Source organism: Rheinheimera sp. D18 (genome assembly GCF_004345025.1).
Classification (GTDB): domain Bacteria; phylum Pseudomonadota; class Gammaproteobacteria; order Enterobacterales; family Alteromonadaceae; genus Alishewanella; species Alishewanella metallidurans.
Map to the genome: position 1 here is coordinate 2,409,810 of NZ_CP037745.1, position 22,917 is coordinate 2,432,726.

The following is a 22,917-nucleotide window of genomic DNA, read 5'->3' on the forward strand; positions in this document are numbered from 1 at the left end:
CTAAGCCTTAAAAAGACTGTGATAAACGGATATAAGCAATACGTCCGTAAGCATCATATAAGTTGAAGTTATAGTTACGACCATCATAACCTATCAACTGAGGTTCTTTTTCAAAGATATTTTGCGCACCAATAGAGATTTTTGTATTGGTAGGCAATGTGTAGCTAATTTGCATATCGTGCGTTACCCATGTACCAACGTGGCCGGTACGAGAAACTTGACCGGTTGGATTACCATTTGCATCTAACACTTGATCCGTATCTTCAAACTGTGAGCCTACCATGTTGATATTCCATGAAACATCAACGTTTTCCCAAACATAGACGTTCGATAACGACGCGCGTTGACGTGGATCACCCATGTCATTAATTACGTTACGACCACCATCAAATTCGCTACTGAAGCGATGACCGAATTGTAAATTTTGCTTCAACCGACCCGCAGCGCCAAAATCAAAATTAGTCGCTACGTTAAAATCTAGCCCCGTGATCTGCCAATTACCTTCGTTAGCATAACCTTGCGTGATTAAATCAATACCGCCGTTTGGTAAACGAGCTACACCTAAACCAGCTGGAATTGGGTCACCCGATTGTTCGCGATCTAATATAGTATTAGCACCAAAGAAACGGATTAGATTATCAATCTTAATATCATAATAATCTGCAGAAACACTTAACCACTCAACTGGTTGATATGCTAAACCCAAAGATATCTGCTTAGAAGTTTCTGAGTTAATTTCTGAGTTAGCTAATGTAATGGCACTTACTTGTACATCACAACCTGCGGCTAAACCTAAGTTCAGGCATGAAGGATCATCAGATACACTTGGGTTATCTGGTGCTGGTGCTTGAGTTAAGATATCAAGCGTTGGTGCACGGAAACCTTCACCGTAAGAACCTCGGAATACTAAACCGTCCATTGGCTCATAACGTACTGATACTTTTGGTGAAAAATCACTACCGTAATCAGAATATTTATCATAACGACCAGCTAATGAGAACTCTAAACCATCCATTACTGGAATTAATGCTTCCACGAAACCACTTTTAAGGTTACGCCCACCGCCAGCGCTGTTACCTGCTGAACCACCTACTTGACCAGCCTCTGACAATGAGTCATAGGTATCTGAGTAGTCTTCTTTACGGTATTCAGCACCAACGATCATTTGAATAGCGCCCGCATCGGTTTCCGCCACATCAAAAGACGCAGAACCGAATACTTCTTCTTGATCAAACGTACCAATACGTGACGTAGTTACGTTTAAGCCTTTTATTGTTTCTTGATATGCGCTCTTTTCAGCATCCGTAGTAAAACGCGTACCAAAAGGATCATTTAACATGTAAGCACCGCTATCTACAGCGGTACGAGCGTTAGACCCCATTAAGTAACCACGGCCAATTTCGTAAGTTTTAGTTTTATTTTTACGTACACCAAAATCAACAATAACACTACCAATAGTACCTTCTACACCAACTAAAAAGTCAGTTGACCAGTTGTCTACTTGGTTGTCACGGTTGCCTAACGCGGCAAAACGGTGACGGAATTGTACTAATTCTGGATTAAAAGATTCTGGAGAATTACCATCTGCTATATGCTTCGCTAAAGCCTTATCTCTTTTATCTTGGAATCCTGCTGCAAAACTTGCATTGTAGAAGGGGCTAGCAATGTTAAAAGGGTTATTGGGGCTATCATCTGACATAAACGCTGCATCACCGGCATCGTTTAATGATGGCGCATAGCGGCCAAAAGATTTAGTTTTTGATATTAAGGTATGCGAGAAAATTTTCCAGTCATCATTAATATTATATTCGGCTTTTAAAAACCCAGATTGGTTACCGGTAGAGGCTTCGTTAGCATTGGTTGCGTTAAAGTTATATAAACAAGAACCCGCACCAGCAGCGCCAGTGTAAAAGAAGTTTTCTAGGCTATCACACTCGGCTTGAGAAATGACTGATTTATAACCAGTAGGACTTAAATAGTTAACGCCAAAGCTTGAGCCACCTGGTTGTACCCAGTCATAAGCGTTTTCATATATGATGTCACGGCTGTTCCATGATACACCACCTACTACGCTGGCATTGTCGCTACTAGAACCAAACACAGCTGAACCTTCCTCACGATCACCGCCTTCATTCGGTAAACTAACGGTAGATTTACCCACACGGAATTCAACACCATTAAAATCTTTGCGTGTAATAATGTTAATTACACCGGCGATAGCATCTGAACCATATACTGCTGATGCACCATCAGATAATATTTCGATACGCTCTACTGCCGCCATAGGGATCGAGTTTAAATCCTGCGAGCTACCGGTAGATGGTGATTTGGGTAAGCGGCGACCGTCAACTAAAATTAATGAACGCTCAGAACCTAAACCACGTAAATCAACACTTGATACACCTTGTGCAGAGCTACCTGATTGAGGACGGAAAGAACCCGCTGAGTTAAAAGTTGTGTTGCGAATTAAATCAGATACTGACGTTTGGCCTGAAAAGTCAATCGCCGCACGGTCAATTACAGTAACAGGTACAGATTGTTCTAAATCAGTACGCTTGATACGCGAACCGGTAACCTCAATCCGTTCTACTTTAGCAGCTTCGTCTTCTTCAGCAGCATTTACAGAAGCTGTAAATGCTGTAGCTGACGCAGCAGTAAAAGCAATAGCTAAACGTACCGCTTTGCTTAATTTATTATTCGTATACATGTATTTCTCCCTGGACCACTGTAGTTAGCGGTTCTATTTTTTAATCGTTGCCAATATTTTTATCGCGCCTGGCACTCCGCTCAACTCGGAAAACCTCCGAACTGTCGACCCTGATAATAAACTCAAGCTTTCAGCAGGGTCAACAGCTTTGTTGGAACAATTTTCAAATCTCGTTGTCGCCTTACAAAATAACAGTCACATTTTCGAATTAAGCTTTGAATTTTCAAATTTTAAAAACACACACAAAAACAATTAATGATTTTTTTCAAAAACTTAAAATAACTTTCATTGTTTATGTTCTTATATGCCGTAGCGAATTTATTTTAACTACATTATGCGTAAAGATTTAATTACATTTTCTAGCTATTTTTAAATGTGTGTTATGTGCTCCATTGGGCGTTTATTCCGAATTTGTTGCTTTTGCCTATCGCGGTAATTCTGTATACAATCAAATAACTGTATATAAATACACATTAATTATGCTAACTGACCAGCTAAAAAGCCAAATTCGTGCGATACATACACGCTTAAAAACTTCGCTACCTAATTACCAAGCGCGGGCGGGGCAAAATCAGTTGGTGGCGGAAATTGCGAAAATTATTTCGGGTACTTATCATCGTCGTGAGCGTATTGGCTTAATTGAAGCAGGTACGGGTACCGGTAAATCGTTGGCCTATATGTTGGCGGTTATTCCGTATGCGCTAGCGCAGAAAAAAAAGGTGGTTATTGCTACTGCAACGGTGGCGCTGCAAGAGCAGTTGGTAAATAAAGATCTGCCGTTTTTTCAGCAACACAGCAAACTTAACTTTGAATTTAGCTTAGTAAAAGGCAGGCAACGTTATGCTTGCATTGAGCGTTTACGCCAGCAGCAAAAGCACCCAGAATTATTTGCTACAGTGCAAGATGCGGCATTTGACTGGCAACAACTGCTAGATAAATGGCAACAAAGACAGTGGCTTGGCGACAGAGACACGCTTAGCTCGCCTTTAGCCGAGGATATGTGGCAACGCATTGTGGCCGACCCTATGCATTGCCATAAAGGTGATCGACGCCATGCTACCTGCCCTTTTCATCTCGCACGTGCAGAAATAGCCACTGCTGATGTATTAGTAGTAAACCATGCCTTGCTACTGGCCGATTTAGCTAGCGGCAATAGTATTTTGCCACCACCTGAAGAAACTCTTTATGTTATTGACGAAGCGCATCATTTGCCCGACATTGCCCGTGATTACTTTGCCGCTCAAGCGCAGTTAAGCCACAACAGTGTGTGGTTAGAAAAAGCGGCAAAAACTATTCAACAACTGATTACTTTGTTACCGGCAACGGTAATGAAAGAACTGCTGCGCTTTGACGATAGTTGCAACGAGTTAAATAGTTTATTAAAACCCATAGAGCGCTGCATTAATGAATTTAAGCCGCGCTGGTTTGGCGATAAAACTGAATATCGCTTTGCTGACGCCGCCTTGCCTAGCCTAATACAGCAACAAGCCGAACAGCTTGCTCAGGTAAGTCAAAAAGCGCTAAACCAGTTAGATAAAGTGCAGCAACACTTGCAAGACTGCATAACAGAGCAGCAACTGCCACTAAAGCAAAGTTTAAACTTATTACAAGAGCTAGGTTACTTGCGGCAAAAAATCGAACAACAGCAAGCGTTATGGCAACTGTATGCGATGGAGCAGCAAAAAAATGTCTATCAAGCACGCTGGGTTGAGTTAAATAATCAAAACCAATATGTCATTGGCCATGCCTGCCCGCTTGGTGTGGCAAATAAACTAGAACAGCTGCTATTTAGCGACGCTTTTGCCGTTATTTTGTGTTCTGCTACGCTTACTGCGCTTAATTCGTTTCAGTATATTAAGTACGATCTAGGGCTAAGCCAATTTGAAGGCGTACAAACGCTGCAAGTATCGTCACCGTTTGATTATCCGCAGCAAGGTCAGCTGATTATTCCAAAAATGAAAACCGAGCCGACAGAGCAAGCTTATACCGACGAGCTAGTATTATTATTGCCTAAATTTTTGCCAGATGATCAAGCTAGCTTAGTGTTATTTGCCTCATATTGGCAAATGCAGCAAGTAGCCGAAGCACTGCGTAGCAAAGGTTTTTCATTGTTAGTACAGGGCGAAGCTTCACGCCAAGCTCTATTGCAACTGCATAGTGATAATTGCAAACACAACAACCGTAGTATTTTATTTGGTACGCAAAGTTTTTCTGAGGGTTTAGATTTACCCGGTAAGTTATTAACTAATTTGGTTATTACCAAACTGCCGTTTGCCGTGCCAACCTCGCCATTAGAAGAAGCTTTAGCCGAAGCCATTACGCGCAAAGGCGGCAACCCCTTTATACAACTGACTATTCCTGCGACGGCAAAAAAACTGGTACAAGCTTGTGGTAGACTATTGCGCCAAGAACAGGACAAAGGCAGGATAGTTATTCTGGACCGACGCCTAGTCAGCAAATCATATGGTAGCGCTATGTTAAATGCGCTGCCGCCGTTTAGTCGTAACATAGAGTATTAACAGGACATGCCTTGTTTGCTGAATTAGCCGTAGAACCCTCAGTATTGCTGATCCTCTGCACCGTTGCTTTTATTGCTGGCTTTATTGACGCCGTTGCCGGTGGCGGTGGTTTACTTACTGTACCAGCATTACTTACTGCCGGTTTACCACCCCATGTGGTGCTAGGTACTAATAAACTGGCAGCTACCTTTGGCTCGCTCACGGCGTCGGTAACCTATTATCGTAAAAAACTATTTAACCCCACTTTTTGGCGACGTAGCTTAGTTTATACTGCTATTGGCGCCGTACTGGGCACCCTTGTTGTCGATCTTATTAGTAAAGAAGCTCTCGAAAAAATATTGCCTATTCTTATTTTGCTGGCGGCAATTTATACCTTATTTAACCGCATGCAACCTGATGACCGGCTGCAATTACCGGAGCAAAATAATAAGCTGTTTTGGCAACAACGCGGCCAGGGTTTAGTATTGGGGTTTTATGATGGTATTGCTGGGCCAGGTGCCGGTGCCTTTTGGATGGTATCAACCATGGCTATGTATCGGATAAACTTGCTACTAACCTGCGGTGTAGCGCGCACCATGAACTTTATTAGCAATGGCTTTTCATTAGTGGCATTTATTGCCCTTGGTCATGTTAACTTTGCGCTGGGTATTGCCATGGGCTTGTGCCTTATGCTGGGTGCTTGGTTGGGTGCGCATTCGGCCATTAAATTTGGTAGCCGTTTTATTCGCCCGATGTTTATTACTGTGGTTATTGCCATCGCCCTGCGCTTAGCTTGGCAAGCTTGGAGTAACTAATGGATTTACTGGGCACCTTGGCGCATCAATTACAGCAGCTTAAACAGCAAGCGGAACAAATTGATCAACAACCCAGTTATGGTAAACCACAAAACTGGTTCGACAGCTCGGTGTTTAGCTGTCGCTCACCGCATTTAACCGACTACGTACTTGAAGCGCAGCGACACTTACAGCATTTACAAACAAACAACCTCTCTAGTGCCACCAAACAACGTTTAGTGCAACGCTTAAGTGAGCAAACCAGCGCGCTAACCCGTGCCTTTCGTAATGTCGATACTAGGCACAAACCGGCGGCTAAAGCCGTAAAAGTAAAGGCCGCAGTACAACAGCTTAGCGCTACTAGCCAACAGCTTTATCAGCAACTTAGCGATACCCAAGAGTTTGAGCGACGGTTATTAGACATGATAAGTCTGGCTAATCGCGATAACTCGGCAGATGCGATACAACGCAGTTTAGCGCTGCATGCTAGGCTAGGCCGTTGTCGTAAAGCGTTAACCGATATTGAGCTACAAATTCAAGATTTAGAGCAACGAAACTAAGATTATGCCGCAAGCCCTACCAGCTATGCTGTATCACCCTTGCTATAGCGACCTTCAGTTACCAGAGCGTCACCGCTATCCCATTACTAAATACCGTAGGCTATACCAAAGCTTGCTTGATATTGGCGTGCCGCCTAGTGCATTTACAGAGTCGATAGCGGTTAATACAGCACAATTGGCCCAGGTACACTGCCCTGCGTATATTCAAAGCCTGCAAGATGGCAGCATCGATGCCAAAGCGATGCGCCGTATAGGTTTTCCTTGGTCAGCCGAGCTATTTGAACGTTCGTTACATTCATTAGGCGGCACCTTACAAACAGCCCAAGCCGCATTACACAGTGGCATCGCCTTACATTTAAGTGGCGGCTATCACCATGCGTTTTACGCAGAAGGCTCTGGTTTTTGTTTATTTAATGATCTTGTCTTTACCGCAAAAACCATGCTAAACCACGGTGTCGATAAAATTTTACTAGTTGATTTAGACGTACATCAAGGTGACGGTAGTGCTGTAATGTTGGCTGATGAGCCTGGTATTATTAGCTGTTCGATACACTGCGAAAAAAATTTCCCGTATCGCAAGCAACGTTCTGATTGGGATCTAGGCTTAGCCAAAGAGTGCACCGATACAGAATACCTAGATAGCGTACAACAAAGCCTATACAGCTTACTTAACTGGCATAAGCCTGATCTGGTTATTTATGATGCCGGCGTTGATATTCACCAGCATGATGAACTTGGTTTATTAACTATTTCTACGCCAGCGCTGTATCAACGAGACCTGCTGGTGCTGCAAAGCTGTGTTGAGCGCGCTATTCCGGTAGCCGCTGTTATTGGTGGCGGCTACCAACGCAATGTTGATGCGCTAGTGCACCTACATTTACAACTTTTTAAGGCGGCGTTTACGCTATTAGGCTCACATTTCGCCAGCGAAATAGAAACCTAAACGGCGTTTAATTTCTGGCGGCAGTGCCGGTAAATCTGCCTTAGGCAATAAGAACGTGGCCATATGAAATAAATCGGTAAAAATACGGTTTTTCTCTGTCGTACGCTTTAGGTAATCATGGCCAGATGAGCCACCGGTGCCTATTTTCGTACCCAGCATACGTTGCACCATCATGGCGTGCTTATAGCGCCAGATGGTTAGCAGTTCATCAATTTCAGTTAAGCAGGTTAATAGTTGGAACGGTAAATTAAATACCGGCTCTTCCTGATACAGCGTAATAAACAATGCCGACAACATGGCACGCTGGCTTAGGCGAAAACTGCCTGCTTGCTGTAATTGTTGGTATTTTTCATTATCTAATAATGCCGCAAACTTGTCGGCAGTACGCTCAATTTCGGCTAATTGTTGTTGCCGGTCTTGCTCGCTCATTTGTACTATTGCCTGAACCGTAGTTTTATCTTCAGCCAGCATGCTTTGTGTTGCTTCGCGGTACATTTGCCAAAAGCTAAATTTTTCCAGCTCTAAAAATGGCATGCGTTCGAGCCACTTTTCAACCCGCTCAAATAAGCTAGGTTGGTGCTCTAGTTGTTGTAAAAACTCACGGTCTTTATCATTTAATCGGCTGTAAAATGAGTTTTTGTCAAAGTCGATGCGAAAATCGCTTTTTAAACCTAAGCCAATCTCTAACATTTTAAACTGAATACTTTGAAAGCCTGACGCAGGCACCAAATAATCGCGAAACGACATAAAGTCTTGCGGCGTCATGGTTTCTATTACGCTAATTTGCTGATTTAGCAATTTTTGAATGGTGATAATACGCTTAAGCTTATGCAATACGCCGGTTAATTGCTGATCTTTCACTTCTTCAGCAGCAAACACCTCAATTACCGCTTTTAACTCGTGTAAAATTTGCTTAAACCATAGCTCGTAAACCTGATGCACAATAATAAACAGGGTTTCGTCATGGGCTTCATTGCCATACTTTGCGCTTTCTGGTGCTTGTGCGGTTAGCACCTTATCTAGTTGTAAGTAATCGCCGTAATAACAAGGTGTGGTATTTTTTTGCATGAAGGTTCTTCTATTATTATTTTATAAACGCATATCAGTTTGTAAACATTGTAACAGCCACTTGGCGTAACTCAATCTTTCAGTGGTGTTTTAAGCCAAAGCTGATTATGCTCTGCTATAGACATTAACAGCATGAGGTTGCTATGACACTGGACAACGATATACACAATTATTACGAAAAGTTGACGTTAGAGCATATTGTTGAATTAGGTTTAGACCAAGATAAAGACGCTGAATACCTAGCCGATTTATGCTGTATTTCTCTTAACCTATTGCCGCCTCGATACATTAGATACGAAGTAGATATGGCGTTTTATTTACCACAAAGTGAACGTTATGAAATGCAAATGAAGGTACAAGAAGCAGTAACCAGAGCCAGACAGTTTTTGGATGGTAATGAGTGAGCGTTAAACTAGAACAAGCGCCAGCGCATATAAAGTTGGCGGTCGATTTGATTATGTTGTTTGAACAACAACAAATTGACAACGATACTATTTTGCAAGCTTTAGATATTGTGAAAAAAGACATCGAGCATAAGCGGGGTTTGGGTGGCAACCCCACCAGCCACATCCCGGCACATACATCATAAACTGTGGCTGCTTCCTTCCGGACCTGACCAGGTTCGCCTACTAGTATTGCGAGAGGACCAATGGAGTTACCATTGAACTGCTGAATGCTCAGCAGGCGCGCATTATGCTAAAAAGCTTAGGCTGTTGCAAGCCCGATACCGCCTGATTTATTGCCAATTTAAACCAAGTACCCATTTAAAGTGGTTTCAGTAACAAGGTTTTATATTGCTGCAAGCGCTTTTTAACGGTTTTCTGGTGAGCTGGCCCTAAACGTAGCAGCTGTTTTTGTGCGGCCGGTAATTGTTCAATTGCTGGATCAGCAAACTCGTACATCACCGATGATCGCGTAAGCTCTAATGGGTACTCAAGCTCAGGCGTTGCTAATAACTCATCAATTGCGTCCACAACACGGCTTTTAAATAATTTATCGGGGTAACCCAGTTCAGCATAAGCTTGCTGTAACAATGGCTCATAGCGATTAAATAGCTTAAGTAACTGCTCTGGCGGTACGCTATCCAGTAATTGTACATAAGGCGTGTAACGAGCAAAGCTGGTGTCATCTAGCTGCATCTTGGCGTTATCTGCAACAGAGAACTTTTCTTCAAGTGGCTGTAGCACTGGAAACCCTTTTACCAGCTGACCTTGCGCGATATTATCTACCTGCACCGTAAAGTTACGCAGCATATCTTCTGTAACAAATAGCGCAGCTAATCCCGGCTGCCAATTTAATGCCAGTAAGCGCTCTTTTACTTCAGCGTCAGATCCATCTAAAGTTGGAAGAATAGTATCAACTTCAGGTTCTTTCACTACGTCTGCAACACTTTCGGGCTCAGCGATATTTACCACAGTATCTGGCTTAGGTTCAGTTAAATCAGGTTCTAGCAACGGTTCAGGCTCAAGCTCCTCAGTTGGTTGCGGCACAATTTCAACTGGCGGCATTAAGTTAACTGGCGCTTCGGCTACCTGTTCTTTACCAAACAACAGCCATACTGCGATAAGTATTACCACTACCACCGCAGCAATGGCTAAATAATAGACTTGTTGCTGTTTACTCGACTTTGGTTCGGTCATAACACCCTCGATAACTAACTTACGGCACAACACGATAAAGCGTTGCATTCTGTGATGATTCCAGCAATATATTAAGCAATGAGCCTGTAGTCTGGAAAAAGTTCAACTCTTTATGTCTGAGCATAATAATAAACCCACTAAAAAAACCGCCCTATTATTAACAGGTGGTGGTGCCCGAGCAGCTTATCAGGTAGGCGTATTAAAAGCGATTTCGCAGCAATATCCTCGTAGCAGTAAACTACCATTTCAGATTATTAGCGGTACTTCTGCTGGTGCAATGAATGGCGTTGCTATGGCATGTTATGCTTCCTGTTTTCACTTGGGTGTGAAAAAACTAGAATGGATTTGGCGTAACTTTCATACCAGTCAAGTTTATTATGCTGATTACTTTCGCGTATTTCGGCAATTATTTCGCGGTATGTTCAGTGCTTTTCAAGCGGATTATGCCAATAAAAAGCCGGTTAGCTTATTTGATAACAAACCGTTGCGACAAATGCTGACTAAGGTGCTCGATTTAAAACGTATCGATCGCAATATTTTAGGCGGTTATTTATCTAGTGTGTCGGTTACTGCATCTTGCTATAACAATGGCGACTCTATTACCTTTTTTCAGTCTGACGAAGCGTTAGAGTGGCGCAGAGCCAAACGTTGCGGTCAGCGGACACTGCTAGGTGTGCACCATTTAATGGCGTCAGCTTCTATACCAATGGTGTTTCCTTCGGTACGTATTCACCAGCAATACTTTGGCGACGGTTCGGTAAATCAACTAGCACCGCTTAGTGCGCCAATTCATTTAGGTGCAGATAAAATTTTTATTGTTGGTGTTGCCGATCCACGAAAAAATGAACCGGCGCAGCGCATGTTACATCATCCTGATCTGGCAACTATTGCCGGACATTTGTTAGATACCGTATTTACTGATTCGCTAAACTCCGATTTAGAGCGTATGCAACGGGTAAATACTACCGTAAATACTATGCGCCAACACGGTGTAACCACCGAATTAAAGCCGCTGCAAAGCTTTGTCATTAACCCAAGCCAAAATTTTGGTCAAATTGCCAGCGAACATTTTCTGTCTTTACCAATAGCAGTGCGCACCATACTAAGAATGACCGGTATTCGTCAGCATTCAGATTCAAGTTTGGCCAGTTATCTGTTATTTGAACGGCACTACACCAAGCGGCTAATTCAACTAGGTTATGACGATGCCATGGCGCAAATGGACAGCATTATGCAGTTTTTGCGCGAAGATAATGACGACTAGCTTAGGTGTCGTCAAAGCTTTGACCCAAAACGTCATTAAATACATAACAGACTGATTAAAAACAATATTTAATTTATGGCCTATTTTTTGCTTAGTTAACAAAAAGCAATAATGGACATCATCATGGAATACTTATTAGTTCAAGACGTCGCTCTGAGCTCGGCGCCTAGTTATGCTGCGATGACAAAGTTACCGCATTGGTCGCAGTTACCTGAGTGTTCCGAGCAAAGCTTAATTAGCCAGTTGCAAACCACATTGGAAATTCAGCAACAGTTGAATATTGTTTCAATGGCTGCAGGCAAAGTTTTGCCGCTTTCAGCATTGTCGTTAAAAACCGCCGTCGGTGATTTTATCGCCATCGGTTCAAGCCAAGCGGAATTTGAACATCGCAGTGTACTAGTACTAAATCAACAATGTTTAGCCGAGCTAATTTATCATAGCGACTACCCCTTTACCCCTATGGTGCAGCGCGAGTTATTACTATTAGAAAGTGAGTGGTTGTTTGCATTACGCAACGCATTAGTGGTTAGCCGACTACAGCAAATGGCATTAAAAGATACGCTTACGGGTTTGGGCAATCGCCGATTTTTTGACGATAGCTTTGCCAAAAATGTGCAACTGGCAAAACGACATCATGAACGCTGCACCCTAATATTGTTAGATTTAGATAATTTTAAACAAGTTAACGACACTGCTGGACATAGTGCCGGCGACGAAGTGCTGCTGGCAGTAGCTGATTGCTTACGTGATACCTTACGTGCCACGGATAGCCTGTTTCGTTTTGGTGGCGACGAGTTTGCGATAATTTTATCGGAACAAGATACCGACAATGCCGAGTTGGTAGCGCGACGCTTGGTTAAAGTAATTAACCAGCATTATTTATGCAAACAGTATAACGTTAGCGCTAGTGCTGGTTTAGCTACTTTAACGGCTGAACAAAGTGGCCAACAATTGTTTTCTGCAGCTGATGCTGCCTTATATGCCGCTAAAGCAGCAGGCAAACGTACAGTTTGCATTGCCTAACTAGTCGCGGTTTAACCCTGTTTATGCTTTAGGCTTGCCAGCTCAGCCACCGAGTTGCCAGCAGTGGCGACACACTACTGGCATACCCAGCTACCGCCACTATTTGATTATCAACTACTATTAATGGTACCCGCAAACGCTGCCACGGCGGCACTTGCCACAGCTTAAACCACTGCTTTAGTGGTTTACTTACCGAAGCGCCAAAAGGCTTAAAACGTAAGCTTAACTGGCCAAATACCACACTGGCATTAGTAATATTTAATGGAATAGCCGCACCTTGCTGCTGCAAAGAAAATACTAAGCTTCCACAGTATGCAGATAATTTTAGCTCTGCCTCACCTTGCCAGTTTAGGCCTTGCAAAGGTACCGCTAACTCAGCGGGTGTTAGCAGATATAATCTGTCGGCAAAACGTCGTAGTTGATAGTCCGCCAACTGCAGTTCTGGGCTAGCATCAATACGCGCAGCGATAACCTGTTGCTTTAATGTAGTAAGCCACTGGCTATCTGGATTTAAGTTATAACCTGCCAACCAACGTCTTATTACTAAATCTTGCTGCGCGGGTATTTGTTTAGTTAGCTCAGGTAACGACAGCGTGTTGGCGCTAACGCATTGTGCTAATGCTAGCTCAGTGTAGTGATCAGCCAACTGTTGTAACTGGGCTAAATGCTGCATGCTGCGCACAGCCGAACTAGTGAAATGTGGCCAGCGCTGGCGCAGAACTGGCGTTATATGTTGGCGAATAAAGTTACGCTCAAAGCGAGTGTCGCTATTACTGTCATCTTCAACCCAAGTTAGTTGCTGTTGATTTGCATACTGCTCTAACTCAGTGCGGCTAAAGCCTAACAACGGCCGCAGTAAACTGCCTTTAGCGAAATTACGCCGTGATGCAATACCCCTTAAACCCGCAGCACCAGCGCCACGTTTTAAAGCGAGGAATAGAGTTTCTAGTTGGTCATCACCATGGTGCGCGGTTAATAGTGTATGTTGTTTAGAGCAAACAAAATCAGACAGTGCTTGATAGCGCGCATCGCGGGCTTTTTGCTCTAAATTATCACTACCTTGTAATTGAACGCGGCACTGAGTAAAGGCTACTTCTCGAGCTGTGCATTGCTGTGCGCAAAATTCGCCCCACTGCGACGCATAATTACTGATGCCATGATGCACATAAACAGCCTGTAATGAAAAGGGTTGCAGCTTACGCGCTTTAACCAGTAAATCGAGCAGCACCATAGAATCTAGGCCACCACTTAGCGCCAGCACCACGTGGCTGTCGCGCTGCAATTGCAATCTACTAAGCAGATAACTAGGGCTAAGTTCAGACATCGATAATTTTCATTACGCCAAAATAGGTGTTTAGGCTACCACAAAACAAAAAGCCAGTGCAGAGGCACTGGCTTTTACTAAGCTAAAACAGGTTAACAGTAACCGTAAGACATTAAACGCTTATAGCGTACATCCAATAATTCAGCAGTATTCATTTTCTCTAACTGCTGTAAATCGCGTAATAAAGTCTGTTTTAAGGTTTGTGCTATCTGCTCTGGCGCACGATGCGCGCCGCCCAAAGGCTCAGGCAGCACTTCATCAATGAGCTTTAACTCTTTAATGCGCTCAGCAGTAATGCCCATGGCCTCAGCAGCGAGTGGCGCTTTTTCAGCGCTTTTCCATAAGATTGACGCACAACCTTCTGGCGAAATAACAGAATAGGTACTGTATTGCAGCATGTTAACTTTGTCGCCAACACCAATGGCTAGTGCGCCACCAGAGCCACCCTCACCAATCACGGTGCAAATAATTGGCACTTTTAAACCGGCCATAACTTTAAGGTTACGCGCAATAGCTTCTGATTGACCACGCTCTTCTGCACCGATACCTGGGTATGCACCTGGCGTATCAATAAAGGTAAGAATTGGCATGTTAAAGCGTTCAGCCATTTCCATTAACCGTAATGCTTTACGATAGCCCTCTGGGCGCGGCATACCAAAATTACGTTTTATTTTTTCCCGCGTGTCACGGCCTTTTTGGTGGCCAATGATCATAACTGGGGTATCACCTAAACGGGCCGTGCCACCAACAATAGCTTGATCATTAGCGAAAGTGCGGTCGCCGGCTAAATCATCAAAATCTGTAAACACATGCTGAATATAATCCAGTGTGTATGGCCGCAGCGGATGGCGGGCTAATTGTGCAACCTGCCACGCGCCGAGTTCGGCGAAAATTTTTCTGGTTAAACCAAGGCTCTTTTCTTTAAGTTTATTTATTTCTTCTTCTAAGCCTAAATCGTAATCACCGTTTCGGCTTACGTTACGCAATTCGTCTATTTTTGCTTCAAGTTCAGCAATGGGTTGCTCAAACTCCAAATAATTCAGCATCATCGACAGTCACTACCTAATTAATTAAATTCTAGTTCTATTGTTGCCAGTTGTTTTAACTGGTGCAACAAAGCATCGGCTGGCGTTATCCACCATGTTGTCCCTAGCTGTAACATAATTTCGCCTTCCTGGCGTTGATAACGCAGCTTAACCGGCACAGTGCCAGCCTTAAACTCGCTTAATACCTGCTGCAATCTTTGCAGGTAATTGTGGTCTATATTCGACGATTGTACAGTGATATTCAGAGATCGTAGAGACTTTTCTCGTACCGAAGTGATCTCGCATACATCGCGGCCGGTCATTGTAAGGCCACCGTTAAAATCATCAAAGCTGACCTGTCCAGTTATAACCAAAATATGGTCTTTTTGTAGCTGTAACTCAAACATTTCTAGCATATCGGGGAAAAAACGTACATCTAATCGAGCGGATTTATCGTCAAGTGTAACAATGGCCCAGCGCCGACCTTTTTTATTAATCATTATTCTAACCGACACCACCAAACCTGCCACGGTAATACTTTGATCTTTTCTGGTCGGTTGTAAGTCTACTAAGCGACAATGTACATAACGCGGTATTTCGTCTAGATAACGGTTTATCGGGTGCCCCGTTAAATATAAACCTAAGGTTTCTCGCTCACCCTCTAACCATACTTCATCAGGCCAAGGCGCTACCTGCTTAAAGGCAGCTGCGGCGTTTTCTGGCTCTGGGCTTAATAAGCCAAATAAGTCGTCTTGCCCTACTGCTTGCGCTTTAGCATGTTGATCCGCTGCTTTCATTGCCTCTTCTAGCGTTGCTGATAGCGCAGCGCGATGTGGGCCGAGTTGGTCCATGGCACCGGATAAAATAAGTTTATCTATTACTCGCCGATTCAGTTTCTTTAAATCAACCTTGGCACAAAAATCAAATAAATCGGTAAATACACCGTGTTTAGTACGTGCTTCAATAATGGCTTCTATTGGGCCTTCACCCACGCCTTTAATCGCGCCAATACCATAAACAATGTGGCCTTGCTCATTTACGGTAAACTTATGCACACCGGCGTTTACGTCAGGCGGGATAAGCTTTAGTTTCATCCGTTCGCATTCATCCACCAGCGTGACTATCTTGTCGGTGTTATCCATATCAGCTGACATTACCGCAGCCATAAACTCTGCCGGATAATGCGTTTTCATCCAAAGCGTTTGATAGGATACGAGTGCGTATGCCGCAGAGTGTGATTTGTTAAAACCATAACCAGCAAATTTCTCAACTAAGTCAAAAATTTTAATCGCTAGTTCTGGATCAATATTGTTTTTGGCTGCGCCATCTTGAAACGCATCACGTTGCTTGGCCATTTCCTCGGCATTTTTCTTACCCATGGCTCGGCGCAGTAAGTCAGCGCCACCTAACGAGTAGCCCGATAAGACTTGGGCAATTTGCATTACCTGCTCTTGATACAGAATAATGCCGTATGTCGGTTCTAAAATAGGTTTTAGTGATTCGTGCTGCCATGTCGCATCAGGATAAGATATAGCTTCACGTCCACGTTTGCGGTCAATAAAGTTATCTACCATGCCTGATTGCAATGGCCCTGGGCGAAACAACGCCACTAGGGCAATCATATCTTCAAAACAGTCTGGCTGTAGGCGGCGAATTAAGTCTTTCATACCGCGGGATTCAAGCTGGAATACCGCGGTAGTATCGGCCTTTTGCAGTAAATCAAAGCACTTTCTATCGACTAAAGAAATAGCGTTAATATCAATTAATTCACGACCTTCTTTTTCTAGCCGCGTATTGGTCATATTAACTGCCCACTGCAAAATGGTCAGTGTGCGCAAGCCAAGAAAGTCGAACTTAACTAAACCCGCATATTCGACGTCGTTTTTATCAAACTGCGTAACTGGGTTATTACCTTCGTTGTCACAGTATAACGGTGAAAAGTCGGTGATCTTAGTGGGAGCTATTACTACCCCACCTGCATGCTTACCGGCGTTACGGGTAACACCTTCAAGCTGGCGCGCCATGTCAATAAGATCTTTTACTTCTTGATCTTGAGCATATAGCTCGGGCAAGCGCGGCTCTTCTTTAAAGGCTTGATCTAACGTCATACCCGGTGTCATCGGGATCAGCTTAGAAATACGGTCAACAAAACCATACGGGTGGCCTAATACTCGCCCCACGTCGCGAATAACGGCTTTAGCCGCCATAGTACCAAAGGTAATAATTTGCGACACCGCATCACGGCCGTACATATCCGACACGTGCTCTATTACTTCATCGCGCCGGTCCATACAAAAGTCGACGTCAAAATCAGGCATAGATACCCGTTCAGGGTTTAAAAAACGCTCGAACAGTAAATCAAATTCTAACGGGTCTAAGTCAGTAATACTCAGTGCATAAGCCACTAGTGAGCCGGCGCCAGAACCTCGGCCGGGGCCAACTGGAATATCGTTATCTTTACTCCACTGAATAAATTCCATCACGACTAGGAAGTAGCCGGGAAACCCCATTTGATTAATAACATCTAATTCAATTTGTAACCGTTCATCATAAGCAACCCGGTTAGTTGCGCGCACGGTAGCATCAGGAAATAGCTTGATTAAACGCTGCTCTAAACCTTCGCGTGATTTCATTACCAAAAAATCGGCGTCGCTCATGCCGCCAGTAGGAAATGCCGGTAAGAAATACTCACCCAAACGAATGGTTACGTTACAACGCTTGGCAATTTCAACCGAATTTTCCAACGCTTCCGGTAAGTCAACAAATAACAGCTGCATTTCTGCTTCAGATTTTAAATACTGCTGCTCAGTATAATTTTTTGGCCGACGTTTATCGTCTAGGGTAAAACCATCATGAATTGCCACGCGTATTTCATGCGCAGGGAAATCTTCTGGTTTTAAAAATACCACCTCGTTAGTCGCAACTAAGGGTAAATTGTATTGCTCGGCCAGCGTTACGGCTTTTTGAATGTAGTGCTCTTCATCAGGCCTACCGGTACGAATAACTTCCAGGTAAAACCGATCAGGAAAATACAGCTGATAGAACTCGAGCAACTGATTAATACTTTGATTATTTTCTTTTAATAGCGCCTTGCCTAATACGCCATCTTTACCACCAGACAAAATAATAACGCCGGCAGAAAACTCTGCGAGCCAGTCATGCTCAATTTGTGGTTTGCCATCAACATGGCCACGTAAATAGGCTTTAGAAATAAGCTGGCTAAGGTTTTGATAACCGGTATTATCGGCGGCAAGTAGCAGTATACGGCTGCACTCATTACCGAGTAATGCATGCTGCACGTAACAATCGATACCAATTATTGGCTTAATACCCGCGCCATGTGCAGCACTGTAAAAGCGCACTAAGCCGCAAAAATTCATTTGATCAGTTAGCGCCAACGCTGGCATGGCTAAATTTTGCGCGGCTTTAACAATAGGTTTTATTTTGGCAACGCCATCGACCATTGAAAAGTCGCTGTGTACGCGCAAATGAATAAAGCTAGGCTCTCTCATAGCCCTTGGCACTCCAGAACCTGGCGCACTGGTTTAAAGCTGCGCCTATGCTGTGGTAACACGCCATGCTGGGCAATCGCTGCCAAGTGCGCAGCTGTCGGGTAGCCCTTATGGGCAGCAAAACCATATTGCGGATACGCCTGATGTAGCAAATGCATTTCATTATCGCGCGTTACCTTGGCCAAAATAGACGCAGCGCTTATTTCTGGCACTAGCAAATCGCCTTTTATTATCGCACTAGCGGGTAAAGTAAAATCTGGCGTTCGGTTGCCATCGACTAATACCCATTCTGGCTGCACACTAAGTGCAGCTACCGCGCGACGCATCGCCAACATAGTGGCATGGAGAATATTAAGCTCGTCAATTTCTGCTGGCTCCGCGCGGCCTAGCGCCCAGCATAGTGCATTGGCTTTAATTTGCTCAGCAAGTTCTATACGACGCTTTTCGGTTAGTTTTTTTGAGTCAGTTAAGCCAGCAATAGGCTTTGTTGGATCTAAAATTACCGCAGCAGTAACCACAGCGCCAATTAATGGGCCGCGCCCTACTTCATCGACACCACAAATTAGACTAACGTTAGGGCGTTGGTACAACATTATTATTCACTACCTGTAGAATAGCTTGTGCGGCTTTAGCACTCGCATCGCATTTTATGCTGTGATGAATAACCCGATACTGTTGCAGCAACTCATCTCGCTCTGAGGTTAATAGCGGTGTCATGGCTGCCACCAACGCATTGGGTGTGACCTGATGTTGCAGTAACTCCGTAACCATACCGCGGCCTGCCAGTAAATTAGGTAGGCTAAAATGCGCTAACTTCACTAACCTGCGACCTATTTGATAGGTTAACCAGTTTGCTCGATACGATACGACCATTAAGCATTTTGCTAGCATCGCCTCTAAGGTTGCCGTACCTGAAGTAATAAAGGTAGCGTCTGCGGCCAGTAAAACTTGGCGTGCCTGACCAATAAACAGTTTAATATCTAGCTCTGGGGCAATCTGTTGCTTTATTTCGTTAAACTGTGCGGCTTTAGCTGCTGTTACCATATTACAGATAAGCTGCAACTCAGGGAATTGCTGCTGTAGTTGCCTTGCCGCCAGTAAAAAATCGGCGGCTAGTAGCTTAATTTCATTAGTCCGACTGCCGGGCATGATCGCTAGTGCAATTTTGTCGCAATCTAAGCCAAGCTCGATTTTTGCAGCGACTTTATCTACATCTAACGGCATAGTATCAGCCATGGTATGGCCAACAAAGGTACAAGGCACTTTGTATTTATCGTAAAAAGCTTTTTCAAACGGTAATAACGACAGCACCATATTAGTAGCGGCGGCAATTTTAAAAATACGTTTGTGCCGCCATGCCCATACTGACGGACTAACGTAGTGTACGGTTTTTATACCCGCTTGCTTTAATTGCAGTTCTACCGGCAAGTTAAAATCGGGCGCATCAATGCCAATAAATACATCAGGTTTATCAGCTAGCAATGCAGCAATAATTTCCCGTTTTACCTGCAGTAAACGCCGCAGCCTACCAAGCACTTCAACAATGCCCATTACCGCCAGCTCTTCCATATCAAATAGCGCATTAAAACCAAGAGCCTGCATGCGTGGCCCGCCGATACCATAAAATACCGCATCAGAATGAATGGCTTGTAAAGCGGTAATGAGATCAGCACCTAAAATATCGCCGGAGTGTTCTCCGGCGATAATGGCTATTTTGAGTGGTCGTTCAGCTGCAGACATTAGCGCACGATACCTCTACTGGCATTGGCAATAAAGTCGGTAAATAGTTTAAGCTCGGGTGTAGTAGCGGCTTTCTCTGCTAGAACGGCCAAAGCTTCGGCTACCGTCTGGTTTTTACGATAAACCTCTTTGTAAGCACGGCGTATTTCCAGCAAAGCTTCACTGCTATAGCCTCGGCGCTTTAACCCTTCAGTGTTAATGCCGGCAGGTACGCATGGCGCGCCATGCACCATCAAATACGGTGGCACGTCTTTGAGTACAATAGAGCCGCCGCCACAGAAACTATGTGCGCCAATATGTACAAACTGGTGTACGCCGGTCATACCGCCTAAAATTGCCCAGTCACCAATGTGAACATGCCCAGCGGCTTGCGCACCACTAGCAAAAATAATATGGCTACCAATAACGCAGTCGTGAGCAATATGAGTGGTATTCATAAACAGGTTATGACTACCAATAATAGTTTTACCCTGGTCTTGTACCGTGCCGCGATGCACTGAGCAGCCTTCACGAAATACGTTATAATCGCCAACAATCAACTCGGTGGCTTCACCTTGGTATTTTTTATCTTGGCAGGCCTCGCCAATGCTGGCAAACTGGAAAAAATGATTACCCTTGCCAATAGTGCTCGGCCCTTTAATGGCAACGTGTGACTCTAAAACGCAGTCATCACCTAACACTACACCATGGCCGACATAACAAAACGGGCCAATTTTTACATTATTACCAAGCTTTGCACTAGCTTCTATTACTGCCGATGGATGGATCACGTTTTATAGCTCTCTTCTGGCGCACATTAATTCAGCCGAGCATACCACTTGGCCATCAACTTTAGCTTCACCGTAAAACTTCCAAATGTTGCGGCGTTCTTTTAAAAACTTCACTTCTAAAATCATTTGATCGCCAGGCACTACAGGCTTTTTAAAGCGTGCGTCATCAATAGCGGCAAATAAATATAATTCGTTATCAGAGCGCTCGGTAACCGTTTTAAAACCTAAGATACCGGTAGCTTGAGCCAAAGCTTCTAAAATTAAAACGCCTGGAAAAATAGGCATGTTTGGGAAATGCCCAGTAAAAATGGGTTCATTAATTGAAACGTTTTTTACTGCCGTTAAACTTTCGCCCGGCGTGTAATCAAGCACCCGGTCGATTAATAAGAAAGGATAACGGTGTGGCAGTAATGCCATAATTTCCTGAATTTGCAGGCTGTTTAATTGGTTAGCCAAGGCTATTCCTCTATCTAGTTTTCAGTATCCTGTGCCGGAGGCACAGTAGCAAGCTGGCGTTCAAGCTGCTTTACTCGCTGATATAATTGATCTATTTGTCGTAACTTAGCCGTATTTTTCCGCCAATCTTGATTGGTGGTGGCCGGTAAACCTGAGGTATAAATACCTTTTTCAGTAATTGGCTTCATTACCATGGCCATGCCACTAATATTAGCGCCATCGCAAATATCAATATGGCCGTTTATTACTGCTGCGCCACCGATAATACAGTAGCGGCCAATATTGGTACTGCCGGCGACCACCGTGCAGCCAGCTATAGCAGTATGATCACCAATTTTCACGTTATGGGCAATCTGGCACTGGTTATCAATAATAACATTGTTACCAATTATCGTATCTTCTATTGCGCCTCTATCGATAGTGGCATTAGCACCAATATCGCTATCATCACCAATAATGACGCTACCAGTTTGGGGTATTTTCAGCCAGTTACCACGTTCATTGGCAAAACCAAAACCATCAGCACCAATAATAGCACCGCTGTGTATAATGCAGCGCTTACCGATGTTAACCTTATGATAAAGCGTAACATTAGCCCATAACCGAGTGTCATCAGCTACTGTTGCGTTTTCACCAATAAAGCAACCCGCACCAATTTGCACATTATTGCCAAGCACAACTCCAGCCGATACCACTGCATTGGCGCCAACGGAAACGTTTTCACCAAGCTTAACACTGGCATCGATCACAGCCGTTGCGTGAATACCATTAGCAGCCGCAGGCGTAGTATCCAGCAGCTGTGCGACACGGGCAAACGCAACATAGGGGTTTTGTACCACTAGTGCATTAACAGTGGGTGCAACAAAAGGTACATCGTCACTAGTAATTAACACCGCGGATGCCGAAGTTTCTGCTAAAAATTTACGATATTTGGCATTGGACAAAAAACTGATCTGGCCCGACGTTGCATTGGCTAATGATGCAATGGAAACGATGCTGCAAGCAGCATCGCCAATTAGCTGAGCATCTAAATGCTCAGCCAGTTCAGAGAGCGTAAAACTGATCATTTTTTCGCTTTACTAACCTGAGTAATTACCGATTCAGAGATATCAAACTCTGGCTTAGCATAAACAGCAGCGCCCGAATTTAATACCATGTCAAACTTTTCACGTTCAGCAACTACATCAATGGCAGCTTTAATTAACGCTAAAACCTTGTTGCGCTCTTCGGCTTGACGATTACGAATTTCTTCATCTAACGGACGCGCTAACTGCTCGTATTGTTGGCGCTGATCTGTAACCGCTTTCTTTAGTTCATCTTGCTGTTTATCGCTCATGGTTGGCCCATCGCGACGCAGCTTTTCGATATTAAAGCCAATATCTTTTTCTAACTTACTTACCGCTTCTATACGCTGAGAAAATTCATTCTTAATGGCTTCTTGCATCGCAGCAGACTGCGGTATTTTAGCCGCAACTGCTTGCACATCAACATAAGCGATTTTCATTTCTTTAGCCATGCTTGTGCCAGCCATTAACAGACCTGCTACAAGAATAATTACTGATTTTACTGCACGTGTCTTTAACATCTTTTAAT

At 43.9% G+C, this 22,917-nt stretch carries 19 protein-coding genes and 1 other RNA gene; 7 read left to right on the forward strand and 13 right to left on the reverse strand.

The features are described from left to right. Positions 1-7 precede the first annotated feature (7 nt). The gene (locus E0Z06_RS11375; RefSeq protein WP_132584762.1) at positions 8-2,707 is read right to left on the reverse strand and encodes a TonB-dependent receptor; all 2,700 of its coding nucleotides are present in this window, start codon (positions 2,705-2,707) and stop codon (positions 8-10) included. Positions 2,708-3,186: 479 nt separating this feature from the next. Here E0Z06_RS11375 and dinG point away from each other — a divergent pair, with 479 nt between their 5' ends. The 4 genes from dinG to E0Z06_RS11395 are packed head-to-tail and all read left to right on the forward strand — an operon-like array spanning position 3,187 to position 7,502. Continuing rightward, complete coding sequence (dinG, locus tag E0Z06_RS11380) at positions 3,187-5,226, forward strand: ATP-dependent DNA helicase DinG (RefSeq protein ID WP_132584763.1); 2,040 nt, start codon at positions 3,187-3,189, stop codon at positions 5,224-5,226. A gap of 11 nt (positions 5,227-5,237) precedes the next feature. Beyond that, entirely contained in the window at positions 5,238-6,020 is a 783-nt protein-coding gene (locus tag E0Z06_RS11385; RefSeq protein ID WP_132584765.1) for a TSUP family transporter, read from the forward strand. Continuing rightward, positions 6,020-6,559 (forward strand): primosomal replication protein PriC, encoded by a 540-nt coding sequence (priC, locus tag E0Z06_RS11390; protein ID WP_132584767.1) that lies wholly within the window; start codon positions 6,020-6,022, stop codon positions 6,557-6,559. Before E0Z06_RS11385 ends, priC begins: the two co-directional genes overlap by 1 nt. A gap of 4 nt (positions 6,560-6,563) precedes the next feature. Further along, complete coding sequence (locus E0Z06_RS11395; protein ID WP_132584769.1) at positions 6,564-7,502, forward strand: histone deacetylase; 939 nt, start codon at positions 6,564-6,566, stop codon at positions 7,500-7,502. Here the strand turns inward: E0Z06_RS11395 and E0Z06_RS11400 are convergent. Continuing rightward, complete coding sequence (locus E0Z06_RS11400; RefSeq protein ID WP_132584771.1) at positions 7,473-8,570, reverse strand: tryptophan 2,3-dioxygenase family protein; 1,098 nt, start codon at positions 8,568-8,570, stop codon at positions 7,473-7,475. The two genes, E0Z06_RS11395 and E0Z06_RS11400, sit on opposite strands and share 30 nt — an antisense overlap. Positions 8,571-8,713: 143 nt before the next feature. Here E0Z06_RS11400 and E0Z06_RS11405 point away from each other — a divergent pair, with 143 nt between their 5' ends. Next, a complete protein-coding gene (locus E0Z06_RS11405; RefSeq protein ID WP_132584773.1) occupies positions 8,714-8,974 on the forward strand; it encodes a late competence development ComFB family protein in 261 nt (86 codons plus the stop codon). A gap of 151 nt (positions 8,975-9,125) precedes the next feature. On the opposite strand, the gene ffs is transcribed toward E0Z06_RS11405, so the two are convergent. Together ffs and E0Z06_RS11420 are read right to left on the reverse strand one after the other, a co-directional pair. Continuing rightward, positions 9,126-9,222: signal recognition particle sRNA small type (gene ffs, locus E0Z06_RS11415), an RNA gene on the reverse strand. Positions 9,223-9,334: 112 nt separating this feature from the next. Continuing rightward, positions 9,335-10,258 carry a DUF3014 domain-containing protein gene (locus E0Z06_RS11420; protein ID WP_207903084.1) on the reverse strand — a complete coding sequence of 308 codons (924 nt, stop codon included), beginning with the start codon at positions 10,256-10,258 and terminating at the stop codon, positions 9,335-9,337. Positions 10,259-10,322: 64 nt separating this feature from the next. On the opposite strand from E0Z06_RS11420, the gene E0Z06_RS11425 reads away from it, so the two are divergent. Both E0Z06_RS11425 and E0Z06_RS11430 read left to right on the forward strand, forming a co-directional pair. Beyond that, positions 10,323-11,474 (forward strand): patatin-like phospholipase family protein, encoded by a 1,152-nt coding sequence (locus tag E0Z06_RS11425; protein ID WP_132584775.1) that lies wholly within the window; start codon positions 10,323-10,325, stop codon positions 11,472-11,474. 123 nt (positions 11,475-11,597) lie between these two features. Continuing rightward, positions 11,598-12,497, forward strand: coding sequence for a GGDEF domain-containing protein (locus E0Z06_RS11430; protein WP_132584776.1), 900 nt, complete (start codon positions 11,598-11,600; stop codon positions 12,495-12,497). Between the two features lie 28 nt (positions 12,498-12,525). Here the strand turns inward: E0Z06_RS11430 and tilS are convergent, their stop codons facing one another. The 9 genes from tilS to E0Z06_RS11475 all read right to left on the reverse strand — a co-directional run bounded on the left by tilS (position 12,526) and on the right by E0Z06_RS11475 (position 22,909). Continuing rightward, positions 12,526-13,821 carry a tRNA lysidine(34) synthetase TilS gene (gene tilS, locus E0Z06_RS11435; protein WP_132584778.1) on the reverse strand — a complete coding sequence of 432 codons (1,296 nt, stop codon included), beginning with the start codon at positions 13,819-13,821 and terminating at the stop codon, positions 12,526-12,528. 92 nt (positions 13,822-13,913) lie between these two features. Continuing rightward, complete coding sequence (gene accA, locus E0Z06_RS11440) at positions 13,914-14,870, reverse strand: acetyl-CoA carboxylase carboxyl transferase subunit alpha (protein WP_132584780.1); 957 nt, start codon at positions 14,868-14,870, stop codon at positions 13,914-13,916. Positions 14,871-14,887: 17 nt separating this feature from the next. Further along, complete coding sequence (dnaE, locus tag E0Z06_RS11445; RefSeq protein WP_132584782.1) at positions 14,888-18,358, reverse strand: DNA polymerase III subunit alpha; 3,471 nt, start codon at positions 18,356-18,358, stop codon at positions 14,888-14,890. Then, entirely contained in the window at positions 18,355-18,951 is a 597-nt protein-coding gene (gene rnhB, locus E0Z06_RS11450; RefSeq protein WP_132584784.1) for a ribonuclease HII, read from the reverse strand. Before rnhB ends, dnaE begins: the two co-directional genes overlap by 4 nt. Then, positions 18,932-20,098, reverse strand: a complete 1,167-nt coding sequence (gene lpxB, locus E0Z06_RS11455; RefSeq protein ID WP_132584786.1) for a lipid-A-disaccharide synthase — start codon at positions 20,096-20,098, stop codon at positions 18,932-18,934. Before lpxB ends, rnhB begins: the two co-directional genes overlap by 20 nt. Beyond that, positions 20,098-20,868, reverse strand: a complete 771-nt coding sequence (lpxA, locus tag E0Z06_RS11460) for an acyl-ACP--UDP-N-acetylglucosamine O-acyltransferase (RefSeq protein ID WP_132584788.1) — start codon at positions 20,866-20,868, stop codon at positions 20,098-20,100. Before lpxA ends, lpxB begins: the two co-directional genes overlap by 1 nt. Positions 20,869-20,871: 3 nt before the next feature. After that, on the reverse strand, positions 20,872-21,324 hold the full coding sequence (fabZ, locus tag E0Z06_RS11465; RefSeq protein ID WP_132584790.1) for a 3-hydroxyacyl-ACP dehydratase FabZ: 453 nt from the start codon (positions 21,322-21,324) through the stop codon (positions 20,872-20,874). Between the two features lie 14 nt (positions 21,325-21,338). Beyond that, on the reverse strand, positions 21,339-22,391 hold the full coding sequence (gene lpxD / locus E0Z06_RS11470; RefSeq protein WP_132584792.1) for a UDP-3-O-(3-hydroxymyristoyl)glucosamine N-acyltransferase: 1,053 nt from the start codon (positions 22,389-22,391) through the stop codon (positions 21,339-21,341). Further along, positions 22,388-22,909 carry an OmpH family outer membrane protein gene (locus E0Z06_RS11475; protein WP_132584794.1) on the reverse strand — a complete coding sequence of 174 codons (522 nt, stop codon included), beginning with the start codon at positions 22,907-22,909 and terminating at the stop codon, positions 22,388-22,390. Before E0Z06_RS11475 ends, lpxD begins: the two co-directional genes overlap by 4 nt. Between the last annotated feature and the right edge of the window lie 8 nt (positions 22,910-22,917).

What these genes read in the sequence shown, in the direction of transcription:
- E0Z06_RS11405 (WP_132584773.1), top strand. Translation starts at nt 8,714, where the DNA reads ATGACACTGGACAACGATATACACAATTATTACGAAAAGTTGACGTTA.
- E0Z06_RS11430 (WP_132584776.1), top strand. Translation starts at nt 11,598, where the DNA reads ATGGAATACTTATTAGTTCAAGACGTCGCTCTGAGCTCGGCGCCTAGT.
- E0Z06_RS11395 (WP_132584769.1), top strand. Translation starts at nt 6,564, where the DNA reads ATGCCGCAAGCCCTACCAGCTATGCTGTATCACCCTTGCTATAGCGAC.
- lpxB (WP_132584786.1), bottom strand. Translation starts at nt 20,098, where the DNA reads ATGTCTGCAGCTGAACGACCACTCAAAATAGCCATTATCGCCGGAGAA.
- dinG (WP_132584763.1), top strand. Translation starts at nt 3,187, where the DNA reads ATGCTAACTGACCAGCTAAAAAGCCAAATTCGTGCGATACATACACGC.
- E0Z06_RS11425 (WP_132584775.1), top strand. Translation starts at nt 10,323, where the DNA reads ATGTCTGAGCATAATAATAAACCCACTAAAAAAACCGCCCTATTATTA.
- dnaE (WP_132584782.1), bottom strand. Translation starts at nt 18,358, where the DNA reads ATGAGAGAGCCTAGCTTTATTCATTTGCGCGTACACAGCGACTTTTCA.
- E0Z06_RS11375 (WP_132584762.1), bottom strand. Translation starts at nt 2,707, where the DNA reads ATGTATACGAATAATAAATTAAGCAAAGCGGTACGTTTAGCTATTGCT.
- accA (WP_132584780.1), bottom strand. Translation starts at nt 14,870, where the DNA reads ATGATGCTGAATTATTTGGAGTTTGAGCAACCCATTGCTGAACTTGAA.
- lpxD (WP_132584792.1), bottom strand. Translation starts at nt 22,391, where the DNA reads ATGATCAGTTTTACGCTCTCTGAACTGGCTGAGCATTTAGATGCTCAG.
- rnhB (WP_132584784.1), bottom strand. Translation starts at nt 18,951, where the DNA reads ATGTTGTACCAACGCCCTAACGTTAGTCTAATTTGTGGTGTCGATGAA.
- tilS (WP_132584778.1), bottom strand. Translation starts at nt 13,821, where the DNA reads ATGTCTGAACTTAGCCCTAGTTATCTGCTTAGTAGATTGCAATTGCAG.
- priC (WP_132584767.1), top strand. Translation starts at nt 6,020, where the DNA reads ATGGATTTACTGGGCACCTTGGCGCATCAATTACAGCAGCTTAAACAG.
- E0Z06_RS11475 (WP_132584794.1), bottom strand. Translation starts at nt 22,909, where the DNA reads ATGTTAAAGACACGTGCAGTAAAATCAGTAATTATTCTTGTAGCAGGT.
- E0Z06_RS11400 (WP_132584771.1), bottom strand. Translation starts at nt 8,570, where the DNA reads ATGCAAAAAAATACCACACCTTGTTATTACGGCGATTACTTACAACTA.
- E0Z06_RS11420 (WP_207903084.1), bottom strand. Translation starts at nt 10,258, where the DNA reads ATGCAACGCTTTATCGTGTTGTGCCGTAAGTTAGTTATCGAGGGTGTT.